10 protein-coding genes are annotated in these 14,472 nt (G+C 73.4%); 6 read left to right on the top strand and 4 right to left on the bottom strand.

The features are described from left to right. Window positions 1-33 precede the first annotated feature (33 nt). Entirely contained in the window at window positions 34-1,233 is a 1,200-nt protein-coding gene (locus SHK17_RS05185) for an acyl-CoA dehydrogenase family protein (RefSeq protein ID WP_322921296.1), read from the bottom strand. A gap of 140 nt (window positions 1,234-1,373) precedes the next feature. Here SHK17_RS05185 and SHK17_RS05180 point away from each other — a divergent pair, with 140 nt between their 5' ends. The 4 genes from SHK17_RS05180 (at window position 1,374) to SHK17_RS05165 (ending at window position 9,231) form a co-directional block, all read left to right on the top strand. Continuing rightward, window positions 1,374-3,155, top strand: coding sequence for an acetyl/propionyl/methylcrotonyl-CoA carboxylase subunit alpha (locus tag SHK17_RS05180; RefSeq protein ID WP_322921295.1), 1,782 nt, complete (start codon window positions 1,374-1,376; stop codon window positions 3,153-3,155). Between the two features lie 159 nt (window positions 3,156-3,314). Then, complete coding sequence (locus SHK17_RS05175; protein ID WP_322921294.1) at window positions 3,315-3,947, top strand: TetR/AcrR family transcriptional regulator; 633 nt, start codon at window positions 3,315-3,317, stop codon at window positions 3,945-3,947. Continuing rightward, the gene (locus tag SHK17_RS05170) at window positions 3,944-5,638 is read left to right on the top strand and encodes an FAD-binding dehydrogenase (protein ID WP_322921293.1); all 1,695 of its coding nucleotides are present in this window, start codon (window positions 3,944-3,946) and stop codon (window positions 5,636-5,638) included. The genes SHK17_RS05175 and SHK17_RS05170 overlap by 4 nt, the downstream gene beginning before the upstream one ends. A gap of 200 nt (window positions 5,639-5,838) precedes the next feature. Continuing rightward, window positions 5,839-9,231 (top strand): pyruvate carboxylase, encoded by a 3,393-nt coding sequence (locus tag SHK17_RS05165; protein WP_322921292.1) that lies wholly within the window; start codon window positions 5,839-5,841, stop codon window positions 9,229-9,231. On the opposite strand, the gene SHK17_RS05160 is transcribed toward SHK17_RS05165, so the two are convergent. Both SHK17_RS05160 and SHK17_RS05155 read right to left on the bottom strand, forming a co-directional pair. Next, window positions 9,228-10,166, bottom strand: a complete 939-nt coding sequence (locus SHK17_RS05160) for an SGNH/GDSL hydrolase family protein (RefSeq protein ID WP_322921291.1) — start codon at window positions 10,164-10,166, stop codon at window positions 9,228-9,230. The two genes, SHK17_RS05165 and SHK17_RS05160, sit on opposite strands and share 4 nt — an antisense overlap. Further along, window positions 10,163-11,458, bottom strand: a complete 1,296-nt coding sequence (locus SHK17_RS05155; protein ID WP_322921290.1) for a SpoIID/LytB domain-containing protein — start codon at window positions 11,456-11,458, stop codon at window positions 10,163-10,165. Before SHK17_RS05155 ends, SHK17_RS05160 begins: the two co-directional genes overlap by 4 nt. Window positions 11,459-11,642: 184 nt before the next feature. On the opposite strand from SHK17_RS05155, the gene SHK17_RS05150 reads away from it, so the two are divergent. Then, the gene (locus tag SHK17_RS05150; protein ID WP_322921289.1) at window positions 11,643-12,203 is read left to right on the top strand and encodes a hypothetical protein; all 561 of its coding nucleotides are present in this window, start codon (window positions 11,643-11,645) and stop codon (window positions 12,201-12,203) included. A gap of 33 nt (window positions 12,204-12,236) precedes the next feature. Continuing rightward, a complete protein-coding gene (locus SHK17_RS05145) occupies window positions 12,237-13,145 on the top strand; it encodes a DNA-formamidopyrimidine glycosylase family protein (protein ID WP_322921288.1) in 909 nt (302 codons plus the stop codon). On the opposite strand, the gene SHK17_RS05140 is transcribed toward SHK17_RS05145, so the two are convergent. Continuing rightward, a complete protein-coding gene (locus SHK17_RS05140) occupies window positions 13,081-14,472 on the bottom strand; it encodes an NAD(P)H-quinone dehydrogenase (RefSeq protein WP_322424796.1) in 1,392 nt (463 codons plus the stop codon). The genes SHK17_RS05145 and SHK17_RS05140 overlap by 65 nt on opposite strands.

The raw sequence follows: 14,472 nt of genomic DNA, 5'->3' as shown, positions 1-14,472 counted from the left end.
AGGAGGCATCCGCGCGGCGGCTGCCGCGCTGGGTCACTCGACCGGCAGGCCGAGCCCCCGGGCGATGAGCATCCGCTGGACCTCCGAGGTCCCCTCGCCGATCTCGAGCACCTTGGCGTCGCGGTAGAACCGCACGACGGGGTACTCCTCCATGAAGCCGTAGCCGCCGAAGACCTGGGTCGCGATCCGGGTCGCGGTGACGGCCGACTCGGTGGAGTAGAGCTTGGCGACGGCGGCGGCCTGCTTGAAGGCGGCCATGGAGACCGAGGACGACCCGGCGTCCATGGCGTCCTTCATCGCGGCGGCCTTGTAGGTGAGCAGGCGCGAGGCGTCGAGCATGACCTGGAGGTCGGAGACCTGGAACGCGACGCCCTGCTTGCGGCCGATCGGCCCGCCGAAGGTCTGGCGCTCACCGGCGTACTGCAGCGACATGTCGAGGCACGCCTGGATGCAGCCGACCGCGAGGGCGGCGATCGCGACGCGGCCGTCGTCGAGCGTGGCGAGGAACTGGGCGTAGCCGCGTCCGCGCTCGCCCAGCAGGTGCGACTCGGGGACCCGGACGTCGGCGAAGGACAGCGGGTGCGTGTCGGAGGCGTGCCAGCCGAGCTTGTCGTAGGCCTTCTCGGCCGTGAAGCCGGGCGTGCCCGACGGCACGATGATCGTCGAGATCTCCGGGCGGCCGTCCGGGCGGTCGCCGGTGCGCGCGGTGACGGTGACGACGGAGGTGATCGAGGAGCCGGAGTTGGTGATGAACTGCTTGGAGCCGTTGACGACCCACTCGCCGTCGTCGAGGACGGCCCTGGTCCTCGTCGCGCCGGCGTCGGAGCCGGCGCCCGGCTCGGTGAGGCCGAAGCCGGCGAGCTGCTCGCCGGCCACGAGCGCGGGGAGCCACGTCTTCTTCTGCTCGTCGGTGCCGAAGGTCAGGATCGGGTTGATGCCCAGGCCCACCGCCGCCTCGAGCGTGATGCCCATCGACTGGTCGACGCGACCGATCTCCTCGATCGCCAGGCACAGCGACGTGAAGCCGCCGTCCTCGCCGGCCATCCCGGCACCGCCGAACTCCTCCGGGGCGGTCAGCCCCATGAGTCCGAGCGCGCCCATCTTCTGCACGACGTCGGTCGGGAAGTGGTGCTCGCGGTCCCACTGCGCGGCGTGCGGCGCGATCTCGGCCTCGGCGAAGTCACGGACGCTGCGACGGAACTGCTCGTGCTCGGGGGACAGCTCGAAGGTCATGACGGCAGCCTAGCCGGAGGGGGTTAGCGATCGCTAACCCCCGGTGGCCCCCGTCACATCGGGCGCGCGCCTCCCCGCCCCCGGGTCGCGGTAGCCTGCCCAGCGGTACGCATCCCGGCCGCACACCCAGGAGTCCTCGCGTGAGCTTGAAGAAGGTCCTCATCGCCAACCGCGGCGAGATCGCCGTCCGTGTCGTCCGCGCCTGCAAGGACGCCGGCATCGGCTCGGTCGCGGTCTACGCCGACCCGGACCGCGACGCGCTCTTCGTGCGGCTGGCCGACGAGGCCCACTCCCTCGGCGGCGCGACCCCCGCCGAGTCCTACCTCGACATCGCCAAGATCATCGCGATCGCCGAGAAGTCCGGCGCGGACAGCATCCACCCCGGCTACGGCTTCCTCGCCGAGAACGCCGACTTCGCCCAGGCCGTCATCGACGCCGGACTCGTCTGGATCGGCCCGCCGCCTTCCGCCATCGAGGCGCTGGGCGACAAGGCGAAGGCCAAGCACATCGCCGCCAAGGCGGAGGCGCCTCTCGCGCCCGGCACCAAGGACCCCGTGCGGGACGCCGACGAGGTCGTCGAGTTCGCCAGGTCCCACGGCCTGCCGGTGGCGATCAAGGCCGTCTTCGGCGGCGGCGGCCGCGGCCTTAAGGTCGCCCGCACGCTCGAGGAGATCCCCGACGCCTACGAGTCGGCCGTCCGCGAGGCGGTCACCGCCTTCGGCCGCGGCGAGTGCCTGGTGGAGAAGTTCCTCGACAAGCCGCGCCACGTCGAGACCCAGTGCCTGGCCGACCAGCACGGCAACGTCGTGGTCGTCTCCACGCGCGACTGCTCGCTGCAGCGACGCAACCAGAAGCTCGTGGAGGAGGCACCCGCGCCGTTCCTCACCGACGCGCAGCGCTCCGAGCTCTACGAGTCCTCCAAGCGGATCCTCCGCGAGGCCGGCTACCACGGCGCGGGCACCTGCGAGTTCCTCGTCGCCCAGGACGGCACGATCTCCTTCCTCGAGGTCAACACCCGCCTCCAGGTCGAGCACTGCGTGTCCGAGGAGGTCACCGGCATCGACCTGGTGCGCGAGATGTTCCGCATCGCCGCCGGCGAGGAGCTCGGCTACGACGACCCCGAGGTCCGCGGCCACTCCATCGAGTACCGCATCAACGCCGAGGACGGTGGCCGCAACTTCATGCCCGCCCCCGGCACGCTGTCGGCGTGGAGCCCGCCGAGCGGGCCGGGCGTACGCCTCGACGGCGGCTACGAGAACGGCGAGACGATCCCCGGCTCGTTCGACTCGCTCATCGCCAAGCTCGTCGTCACCGGCCGCGACCGCACCCAGGCGCTCGAGCGCTCGCGCCGGGCGCTCGACGAGTTCGTCGTCGACGGCATGCCCACCGTGATCCCGTTCCACCGCGCCGTGGTGTCCGATCCCGCCTACGTCGGACCGTCGACCCCGTCGGGCGAGGGCGAGTTCCGCGTCTACACGCAGTGGATCGAGACCGAGTTCGACAACCGGATCGAGCCCTACGCCGGCGCCACCGCAGAGGCGGACGAGCCGGGCGAGCGGCAGAAGGTCACCGTCGAGGTCGGCGGTCGCCGCCTCGAGGTCGTCCTCCCGGCCGGCCTCGGTGGCCTCGCGACCGCCGGAGGTGGGGGCGGCACCGGGAAGGGCAGGGCCAAGCGTTCGGCGAAGAAGGCCGGAGCCGCGGCGTCGGGCGACGCGGTGACCTCGCCGATGCAGGGCACCATCGTCAAGGTCGTCGTCACCGAGGGCCAGGAGGTCGCCGAGGGCGACACCGTGGTCGTGATGGAGGCGATGAAGATGGAGCAGCCGCTCAAGGCCCACCGCTCCGGCACCGTCACCGGCCTCCGGGCCGAGGTCGGCGACACGGTGACCAACGGCGCGGTGATCTGCGAGATCACGGGCTGACGCTCGGCGACCGATGGTCACGCTGAGGTCTGCCGTGCCCGTCGCGGCACACGTGTCCGAGAACTCGCCCCAGCGAGCGCTTCCTGTGGGCAACATCTCGGACACGTGTCCCAGACACGCTAGATAGCGAGCACTCGCTTTTTATGCGAGGATCCCGGGGTGATCGAGACCGGACCGCCGCTGCGGCGCACGCAGGCCCAGCGACGTGAGGGCACCATCGAGGCGCTGCTCGAGGCAACGGTCACCTGCCTGACCCACCGCGGGTACGCCGCCACGTCGACCGCTGCGGTGTGCGCCGAGGCCGGCGTCAGCCAGGGCGCGCTCTTCCGGCACTTCCCGACCCGGCAGGCGCTGCTCGTGGCGACCGCCGGGCGCGTGGCCACCCGCAACGTCGAGGCGTTCCGGGCGACCGTCGGCGCCGACGTCGAGACGGTCGACGACGTCGCGGCGGTGCTGGCCCACCTCCGCAGGGCAGTCCTGTCCCCGGCCAACCAGACCTGGCGCGAGCTGCTGGTGGCGGCCCGCGCCGACGCCGGGCTCCGCGCCGCCCTCGTCCCGGCGCGCGAGTCGCTCCAGGCGCAGATGCTGGACGCCGCGACCGACCTCTGGGGCGATCGGCTCGGCCCCGCGGACCTCGCCGCGGTGCTCAGCATCGTGGTCAACATGCTCGACGGGATGGCCTTCTCCGCCCTCGACCCCGACCCGACGGCCGCCCCCGGCCGCACCGTCGAGCGCGCGCTGCGCCTGCTCGCCGAGATGATCGTCCACCACTACCCGCAGGAGACGCCGTGAGCACGCCCGACTTCACCCCCGACGTCATCGTCGTCGGCGCCGGCCTGGCCGGGCTCGTCGCCACCCACGAGCTGGCCCTCGCCGGCCGGCGGGTGCTGGTCCTCGACCAGGAGAACCGCGCGAACCTCGGGGGGCAGGCGTGGTGGTCCCTCGGTGGCCTGCTCTTCGTGGACAGCCCCGAGCAGCGCCGGATGGGCATCAAGGACTCCCCCGAGCTCGCGTGGCAGGACTGGCAGGGCTCGGCGCAGTTCGACCGCCTCGGCGACGGCACCGACGGACCCGGCCGCGGCGAGGACCACTGGCCGCAGCAGTGGGCGAAGGCGTACGTCCGCTTCGCGCACGAGGAGAAGCGCGACTACCTCCACGCCCTCGGGCTCCGCTCGCTGCCGTTCGTCGGCTGGGCCGAGCGGGGCGACGGCCGCGCCACCGGGCACGGCAACTCCGTGCCCCGCTTCCACCTCACGTGGGGCACCGGCCCCGAGGTCGTCCGGATCTTCGCCGAGCCCGTGCAGCGCGCCGAGGCGGACGGGCTGGTCCGCTTCGCGTTCCGCCACCAGGTCGACGAGCTCGTGGTCGAGGACGGTGCCGTCGTCGGGGTCCGCGGCACCCTCCTCGCCGATGACGCCGCCGCGCGTGGCGTACGGTCGAGCCGCGAGCGCACCGGCGACTTCGAGCACCGGGCCCCGGCGGTCGTGGTCACCTCCGGGGGCATCGGGCACAACCACGAGCTGATGCGTCGCAGCTGGCCGACCGAGCGGGTCGGCCCCGCGCCCGACCACCTGATCTCCGGGGTGCCGGCCCACGTCGACGGACGCATGCAGGCCATCGCCGAGGACGCCGGCGCCACCATGGTCAACCGCGACCGGATGTGGGCCTACGTCGAGGGCATCCACAACTGGGACCCGGTCTGGCCCGACCACGCGATCCGGATCCTGCCCGGGCCGTCGTCGATGTGGTTCGACGCGACCGGCAGGCGCCTCGAGGGGATGTCCGGCGTCCCCGGCGCCGACTCGATCGGCGCCATGAAGCAGATCCTGGCGGCGGGCGCCGACTACTCCTGGTTCGTGCTCACGCAGTCGATCATCGAGAAGGAGTTCGCCCTCTCCGGCTCCGAGCAGAACCCCGACATCACCGGCAAGGACCTCAGGTTCCTCGCGCAGAGCCGGCTCGCGAAGGGCGCGCCCGGCCCGGTCGAGGCGTTCAAGGAGCACGGCGTCGACTTCGTGGTCGCCGACGACCTCGACACGCTGGTGACCGGCATGAACGAACTGGCCCGGGGACCGAAGCTGGACGCCGAGGACCTCCGCTCCCAGATCGAGGCGCGTGACCGCGAGGTCGACAACTCCTTCTCCAAGGACATCCAGGTGATGGCCATCCACAACGCGCGCCGCAGCCGGACCGACAAGCTGATCCGCGTCGCCAAGCCGCACAAGGTGCTCGACCCCGCGCACGGCCCGCTCATCGCCGTACGCCTCAACATCCTCTCGCGCAAGACCCTCGGTGGCCTCGAGACGAACCTCGACGGCCAGTGCGTGGCCGCCGACGGGACCCCGGTCCCCGGCCTGTACGCCGCCGGCGAGGTCGCCGGGTTCGGCGGTGGTGGCGTGCACGGCTACAACGCCCTGGAGGGCACGTTCCTCGGCGGCTGCATCTTCTCCGGCCGCGCCGCGGGTCGCGCGCTCGCCCGCTGACACCCGGGCGGGCCGTCCGTCGTCCCGTCCCACGACGTCATGGCGCGTGGTCGCCGGGACGACCCACCTCCATGACGTAGGCCGACAGCGTCGTGGCCGGCGGTCGCCGGGACGACCGCGCGCCATGACGTCCCGACTGACCCGGCCCGAGGTACGGACAGGTAACACAGGTCACAGAGGCCTCTCGATACGGTTCGCCCATGTTCTCCAAGGTGCTCGTCGCCAACCGTGGCGAGATCGCAGTCCGGGCCTTCCGAGCCGCGCGTGAGATCGGCGCGCGGACGGTGGCCGTCTTCCCCCACGAGGACCGCTGGTCCGAGCACCGCATGAAGGCCGAGGAGGCCTACCAGATCGGCGAGGTCGGGCACCCGGTCCGGGCCTACCTCGACCCAGGGGCCATCGTCGAGGTGGCGGTGCGGTGCGGCGCCGACGCGATCTACCCCGGCTACGGCTTCCTCTCCGAGAACCCGGCGCTCGCGGAGGCCTGCGCCGCCGCCGGCATCACCTTCATCGGCCCCTCCGCCGAGGTGCTGACCCTCACCGGCAACAAGGCGCGCGCGATCGCCGCCGCCAAGGCGGCCGGCGTACCCGTCCTCGAGTCGGTGCCGCCGTCGACGGACGTCGAGGAGCTGCTGGCGGCGGCGGAGCGGATCGAGGCGCCGCTCTTCGTCAAGGCCGTCGCCGGCGGCGGTGGTCGGGGCATGCGCCGCGTCGAGGACCGCGCCGACCTGCGCGAGGCCATCGAGACCTGCATGCGCGAGGCCGAGGGTGCGTTCGGCGACCCCACCGTCTTCATCGAGCAGGCGGTGGTCGACCCGCGCCACATCGAGGTGCAGATCCTCGCGGACGGCACCGGCTCGGAGGGTGGCGTCATCCACCTCTACGAGCGCGACTGCTCGGTCCAGCGCCGCCACCAGAAGGTCGTCGAGATCGCCCCGGCGCCCAACCTCGACCCGGACCTCCGTGACCGCATCTGCGCGGACGCCGTCCGCTTCGCGCGCGAGATCGGCTACAAGAACGCCGGCACCGTCGAGTTCCTCCTCGACCCGAGCGGGCGCTACGTCTTCATCGAGATGAACCCGCGCATCCAGGTGGAGCACACCGTGACTGAGGAGGTCACCGCGGTCGACCTCGTGCAGTCGCAGATGCTCATCGCCGCCGGCGCGACCCTGGCCGACCTCGACCTCACCCAGGATTCGGTGCAGCCGCGCGGCTTCGCCCTCCAGTGCCGGATCACCACCGAGGACCCGGCCAACGGCTTCCGCCCCGACACCGGCAAGATCACCACCTACCGCTCCCCCGGCGGCCCCGGCGTGCGCCTCGACGGCGGCACCACCTACACCGGCGCCGAGATCAGCCCCCACTTCGACTCCATGCTGGCCAAGCTCACCTGTCGCGGCCGCACCTTCGAGTCCGCGGTCCAGAAGGCCCGCCGGGCGCTGCTGGAGTTCCGCATCCGCGGGGTCTCCACCAACGTCGGCTTCCTGCAGGCCGTCCTGGCCGACCCCGACTTCGCCGCCGGCGGCGTCACCACCTCCTTCATCGAGGACCACCCCGGCCTGCTCACGGCCCAGGTCGGCCGCGACCGCGCCACCAAGCTCCTGGCCTACCTCGCCGACGTCACGGTCAACCAGCCCCACGGCGCCGCCCCCGTGACGATCACCCCGGCGAGCAAGCTCCCCCCGCTCGACCGCTCGCAGCCGGCCCCCGCGGGCACCCGCCAGCTGTTGCGCGAGATCGGCCCCGACGCGTTCGCCCGGCGCCTGCGGGCCCAGGACCGCGTCGCCGTCACCGACACCACCTTCCGCGACGCCCACCAGTCCCTCCTCGCCACCCGCGTCCGCACCCGCGACCTCGTGGCGGTCGCCGACCACGTCGCCCGCACCACGCCGGAGCTGTGGTCGGTCGAGTGCTGGGGCGGGGCGACGTACGACGTCGCGCTGCGCTTCCTCGCCGAGGACCCCTGGGAGCGGCTCGCCGCCCTGCGGGAGGCGATCCCCAACATCGGCCTGCAGATGCTGCTGCGCGGGCGCAACACCGTGGGCTACACGCCCTACCCCACCCAGGTCACCGAGGCCTTCGTGCAGGAGGCCGCGGAGACCGGCATCGACGTCTTCCGGATCTTCGACGCCCTCAACGACGTCTCGCAGATGCGCCCGGCCATCGACGCGGTCCGCGCCACCGGCACCTCCGTCGCGGAGGTCGCGCTCTGCTACACCGGCGACCTGTCCTCGCCCGGCGAGACGCTCTACACGCTCGACTACTACCTCCGCCTCGCCGACCAGATCGTCGAGGCCGGTGCCCACGTGCTGGCGATCAAGGACATGGCGGGCCTGCTGCGGGCCCCCGCCGCCCGCACCCTGGTCACCGCCCTCCGCGAGCGCTTCGACCTGCCGGTCCACCTGCACACCCACGACACCCCCGGCGGCCAGCTGGCCACGCTGGTGGCGGCGATCGAGGCCGGGGTCGACGCCGTGGACGCCGCCTCGGCGTCGATGGCCGGCACCACCTCCCAACCGGCGCTGTCCGCGCTGATCTCCGCGACCGACCACTCGGCGCGCGAGACCGGCCTCTCCCTCGCCGCGGTCAACGCGATGGAGCCCTACTGGGAGGCCGTCCGCCGCGTCTACGCGCCCTTCGAGTCCGGCCTGCCGTCCCCGACGGGGCGGGTCTACCGCCACGAGATCCCGGGCGGCCAGCTGTCCAACCTGCGCCAGCAGGCGATCGCGCTGGGCCTCGGCGAGAAGTTCGAGCAGGTCGAGGACATGTACGCCGCCGCCAACGACATCCTGGGCAACGTGGTCAAGGTGACCCCGTCCTCCAAGGTGGTCGGCGACCTCGCCCTCGCCCTCGTCGCCGCCGGCGCCGACCCCGCGCAGTTCGAGGCCGACCCGGCGTCGTACGACGTCCCGGACTCGGTGATCGGCTTCCTCAACGGCGAGCTCGGCGACCCGCCCGGCGGCTGGCCCGAGCCGTTCCGCAGCAAGGCGCTGGCCGGCAGGACGTGGAAGCAGCCCACCGAGAGCCTCACCGCGGAGCAGCAGGCCGCCCTGGCCACCGACCGTCGCGGCACGCTCAACGAGCTGCTCTTCCCCGGCCCCACCGCCGCGTTCCACGAGTCGCGGGAGAAGTACGGCGACCTCAGTGCGGTCTCGACCATCGACTACCTCTACGGCCTGCGACGCGGCGAGGAGCACGGCGTCCTGGTGCGCGAGGGCCGCGAGATGCTCTTCGGGCTCGAGGCGATCAGCGAGCCCGACGAGCGGGGCATCCGCACGGTCATGGCGACGGCCGACGGCCAGCTCCGGCCCGTGCAGGTGCGCGACCGGAGCATCTCCGCCGACGTGAGTGCCGCCGAGAAGGCCGACCCGACCGACAGCGGCCACGTGGCGGCGCCCTACGACGGCGCGGTCACCGTGACGGTCGCCGAGGGCGACCGGGTCGAGGCCGGGCAGACCGTCGCGACCATCGAGGCGATGAAGATGGAGGCCTCGATCACCGCGCCGGTCGCCGGCACGGTGACGCGGCTGGCCGTGCCGGCGACGCAGGCGGTCGAGGGTGGCGACCTGGTGCTGGTGATCGGCCGGGGCTAGCCGGCCGGCTCGTTGAGGACGATGGCGTCCGGGTCGGGCTCGGCGTGCTCGGTGACCTCGGGCTCCTCACCGGTCACCTCGCGGTAGACCTCCCCCGCGGCGGCACGCATGCCGTTGACCTTGGGGTGGAACGGCGCGGCGACCCCGAGGCGGAACTGCGGCCCGTTGACCCACGCCCGTCCCCTGGCGCACACGTCGTGCCCCTCCGAGGGGCCCTCGAGGTCGACGTACGACCCGCCGCCGGCCGTGGCGCCCCGGCGCAGGGACGCGTTGAGCACCCCGGCGACGTCGGCCACCGGGCCGAGGACGTCCGCGGAGACGCCCAGCGCGGCGCAGGTGCCCTCGGTGGGGAGGATGTCGGGGTAGCCGACGACGAGGACCTCGGCCTCCGGCGCCGCCTGGCGGACCCGGCGCACCGCCTTCTCGACGCGAGCGGCGACCTTGCCCGCGTCGGCCCTCAGGTCCGCCACCGGGCAGGCCTCGGCCCCGCCGGCCTGGCAGCGGATGAGGGAGTCGTAGATGCCGAAGTCGTTGCCGCCCATGCCGATCGTGACGAGGTCGGTGTCGGCCGAGACCGCGTCGAGCTGCGGCCCGGTGGTGGCGCCGTTGAACATGACCATCGGCGCGTAGAGGTCGGCCGTCGTCGCGGCCGAGCAGGTGACGTCGGTGTAGCTCTCGACGTCGAGCCAGTCGGCGAGGAACGCCGGGTAGTTGTCGCGCGAGCGGGCGCAGCCCTCGGGGTCGCTCCGCATCGCGCCGATGAACGGCCCGGCGGAGAACGAGTCGCCCAGCGCGACGTAGTCGATGCCCGTCGTCACCTCGGTCTCGACGACGGGGTCGGGCAGGGCGCCGTCGCCGTCGTTGCCGGTCGAGCAGCCGGACACAGCCAGGACGAGCGCCGCGAGCAACGCGGCGGCACGGTGGAGCCCGGTCACTGGCGCGCCGGACCCTTCTGCCGCGGGGTCACGCTGAAGGTGAACCAGTCGGAGTAGAGGCCGAGGGTGGAACGCACGGTGTCGCCGTCCACACGGGCCGTGCCGGTGGTGCCGACGAACGCCATGTCGGCGACCCGACCACCCCAGTCGCCGTTGCCGTCACGCGAGGTGACCTCGATCGAGGTGAGGTCGCCGATGGCGGGCCAGTGCTTCTCCACCTGCGTGTCGTCGACCGTCGTGGTCCAGGTGGAGTACTGGTGGCCGCTCACGCCGTCGTAGGGGTCGGGCTGGGCGACGAGGTAGGGCATCGACCCGGCCGAGGAGTGGCCGCCGTTGCTGGCGGAGAACTGGGTGAACGCCGGCCGGCCGTCGTGGAAGACGCCCCGGCCCGCCGTGGCCCGGATCGCCGCCGTCGCCGCGGGGTGCTCGACGTCCATGCCGCCGTAGACCTGGCACTGGGTGGTGTCGCAGAGGTCGTAGTGGCCCGCCGCGGGGTGCGAGCGCTCGAAGGCGGCATAGGTGCGCGCGGCCACCGACTGCGCGCTGACCGCGGCCGGCTCCCACAGTGCCGGGACCTCCTGCGGGACGACGCCTCGCAGGTAGGCCTCCATGCCGACCCGGTTGACCGTCTGCCGCCTGCCCTGGCCCGAGGTGACCGACTGCAGCGTGCCGCGGTAGTCGCGACGGGCGCCGGGCAGCACCAGCGTCAGGGGCCCGCGGTTCGAGGACAGCTCCGCCTGGCCCGGCACGGTCCGCCAGGTGCGCCAGGCACCGCCGGTCGTGCGCTGCACCCGCGTGTCGTCACCCGCGGCGACGAGCCGCCACTTCTTCGCGGGGAGCTGCGGCAGCCGCCACGCGCGGTTGCGCTGCAGGCTGCGGACCTCGATGCCCGGGCGTGCGACGACCTGGACGTCGCGCCCGGTGTCGGCGGTGATCAGCACGCGGATCGTGCCCGTCACGGCGCCCCACGTCGTGCCGGGGTAGTAGAACTCGACGATCTGCTGCCACGGGACGCCCTGCTGGGCCGCGCCCTGGGCGCCGTACTGCGAGAGGCCGTGGCCGTGACCGAACCCGTGCCCGGTGAGCGTGATCGCGGTGCTGCCCGGCGTCAGCCAGGTCTCGACCGCCCGGCGCGGCTCTCCCGCGTCGGCCTGCGCCGGCGCGGCGGGCAGGACCGGGAGCAGCATCGCGCCCGCCGCGACGCCCAGCAGCAGGCGGGCGGTGCGGGTGCGGGTCAGGTGGCGTGGTCGCGACATGGTCGGTGAGGTCTCCCCCGGGACGTTCGACAGCAAGACGACCGAGCGTACAGCCGAGTGGTGAACGGCCGCAGGGATCCGCGGGAGCCGCCCGCCCCGGGACCGGGCGTGTGGCAGGCTCCCGGCATGTTCGGGGGACGGCGTCGACGCCGCGAGGAGGAGCTCGCCCGGCTCGACCGCTGGCGCGTGGCTCGCCGGCTCGTCGACGAGGACGTCACGGTTGCTGGGCGAGCAGGTCGCCGAGCTGCACCTCGACATCCTCGCCGAGGACCTCGACCCAGTGGCCCACGGCCACTACCGGCGTGCGATCGAGCACTACGACCAGGCCAGGGCCCTGCTCTCGGCGAGCACCACGGTCGAGGACGTGGTGGCGGTCGAGCAGGTCGTGGCCGACGCTCGCTACCACCGCGCCGCCGTCGTCGCGGTCCTCGCCGGAGACCCGCTGCCCGAGCGCCGCGAGCCCTGCTTCTTCGACCCCCGCCACGGTCCGGCGATGCAGGACGTGCGGTGGACCCCGGCCGGAGGCGTGCCGCGGACGATCGCGGCCTGCGCGGCCGACGTACGGCGTCTGTCGGCCGGCGAGGCGCCGCTGGAGCGGCTGGTGCGGGTCGGCGACCGCTGGGTGCCGTGGCACCTCTCGGGCGGCGCGGACGGCGCGATCGACGCCGGGGCGCAGCTGGCCCGTCGGTCCGGGCACGGTGTCCACGGACAGCAGAACTTGGCTCAGGCCTACCTCCACCAGACCACCGGCGGCGCCGACGGCGTCGGCTCCGGGACCTGAGGGGCTGTCAGGGGCTCCTGTGACACTGGAGGGGTGCCTGAGGGAGACAGCGTCTGGAAGCTCGCCCGCCGGTTGGACCGCCAGCTGGTCGGCCACACGGTGGTGCGCTCCGACTTCCGCACCCCCGCCCTGGCGACCCGTGACCTCTCCGGTCGTGAGGTCCTCGGTCACGACACCCACGGCAAGCACCTACTCACCCGCTTCGGCCCGATGGCCGGATCGCCGGGCGCGACGCTCCACAGCCACCTGCGCATGGACGGGTCCTGGTCGACCCTCGCGCCGGGCAAGCGACTGCCGGGCGCGGTCCAGCCGCACGTGCGGCTCGTGCTCGGCCTCGACGACGGCCGCACCGTCCACGGCATCCGGCTCCACGACCTCGCGCTGGTGCCGACCGACCGCGAGGGCGACCTCGTCGGCCACCTCGGTCCCGACCCGTTGCGCGACGACTGGGACGCCGAGGAGGCCGTCCGGCGCCTCCGCCGCGACCCCACCACCCCGCTGGTCACCGCCCTGCTCGACCAGCGTGCCATGGCCGGGCTCGGCAACCTCTGGGTCAACGAGCTCGCCTTCCTCAGCGGGGTGAGCCCGTGGACCCCGATCGGTGACGTCGACGTGGCGCACCTGGTGGACCGCGCGGCCCGGATGCTGCGCCACTCGGCGACCGTCGAGGGTGCCTACCAGGTGACGACCGGATCGTCGGCGCGCGGCGACGACCACTGGGTGACCGGCCGCCAGCGCCAGGGGTGCCGGCGCTGCGGCGGACCGGTGAGCGTGAGCGCCGAGGTCCCGGGCGACGCGGCCAACCGCCGCACCTGGTGGTGCCGCGCCTGCCAGCCCGGTCCCGGGCCGGAGACGCGGGTCGGTGCGGGACCCGGCGTCAGACCCCGTGCAGGCGCCGGGCGGCCTCGGCGATCGAGCCGCTCATCGACGGGTAGACCGTGAAGGCGTGAGCCAGCTGGTCGGCGGTCAGCGACTCGGCGACCGCGACCGAGACCGGGTGGATCAGCTCGGAGGCACGCGGGCCCACCACCACTCCGCCGACGACGATGCCGGTCCCGGGGCGGCAGAACAGCTTGACGAACCCGTCGCGCACGCCCTGCATCTTGGCGCGGGCGTTGCCGGCCAGCGGCAGCGTCACCACCTCGGCCTGCATCTCCCCGGCGTCCACGGCCTGCTGGGACCAGCCCACGGTGGCGATCTCCGGTGAGGTGAACACGTTGGAGGAGACCTTCTTGAGGTCGAGCGGGGCGACCGCGTCGCCGAGGAAGTGCCACATCGCGATCCGGCCCTGCATCGCCGCGACCGACGCGAGCATCAGCACGCCGGTGCAGTCGCCTGCGGCGTAGATGCCGCGGGCGGAGGTGCGCGAGACCCGGTCGACGACGATGAAGCCGCCGTCGTCCGTGGCCACCCCCGCCTCCTCGAGGCCGAGGTCGGCGGTGTTGGGCACCGAGCCGAGGGCCAGGATGCAGTGGCTGCCGGAGACGGTGCGGCCGTCGGTGAGCGTCACGGTGACCGTGTCGCCCTCGCGGGTCACCGACTGCATCCGGGACTGGCCCAGGACGTTCATCCCGCGCCGGGTCAGCACGTCCTCCAGCACGGCGGACGCGTCGGCGTCCTCGCCCGGCAGCACCCGGTCGCGGCTGCTCACGAGCGTGACGTCGATGCCGAGAGAGAGGTAGGCGCTCGCGAACTCCGCCCCGGTGACCCCGGAGCCGACCACGATCAGCTTCTCGGGGACCTCGGTGAGGTCGTAGACCTGCTCCCAGGTGAGGATCCGCTCGCCGTCGGGCTGCGCGCTCGGCAGGGTGCGGGGCGCGGCACCGGTGGCCACGATGATCGCGTCGGCCTGCAGGGTCTCCTCGCCGTCGGCCGTGACGGCGGTGACCGTCAGGTCCGGCCCGAGGCGGCCGCGGCCGGTCACGAGGCGTACGCCGTCGCGGTCGAGGCGCTCGGCGATGTCGACGGACTGGTCGGCCGCGAGCTGCTTGACGCGGGCATTGACCCGCGCCAGGTCGACGGTGATCGTCGTCGCCGCGTCACCCTGGTGGTCGTGGAAGTTGACGCCCAGCTCCTGCGCCGACGACATGTCGGTCATCAGCTCGGCGGTGGCGATCAGCGTCTTGCTCGGCACGCAGTCGGTGAGGACCGCCGAGCCGCCGACGCCGTCGGTGTCGACGACCACGACCTCCGCGCCGAGCTGCGCCGCGACGTGCGCCGCCTCGTAGCCGCCCGGGCCGCCGCCGATGATGACGATGCGATCGGGCAT

Origin of the sequence: Nocardioides renjunii, assembly GCF_034661175.1 — a bacterium.
In the GTDB taxonomy this organism is placed as follows: domain Bacteria; phylum Actinomycetota; class Actinomycetes; order Propionibacteriales; family Nocardioidaceae; genus Nocardioides; species Nocardioides renjunii.
The sequence above is the reverse complement of the archived record's forward strand: the minus strand, read 5'-3'. Positions and strand labels throughout refer to the sequence as shown.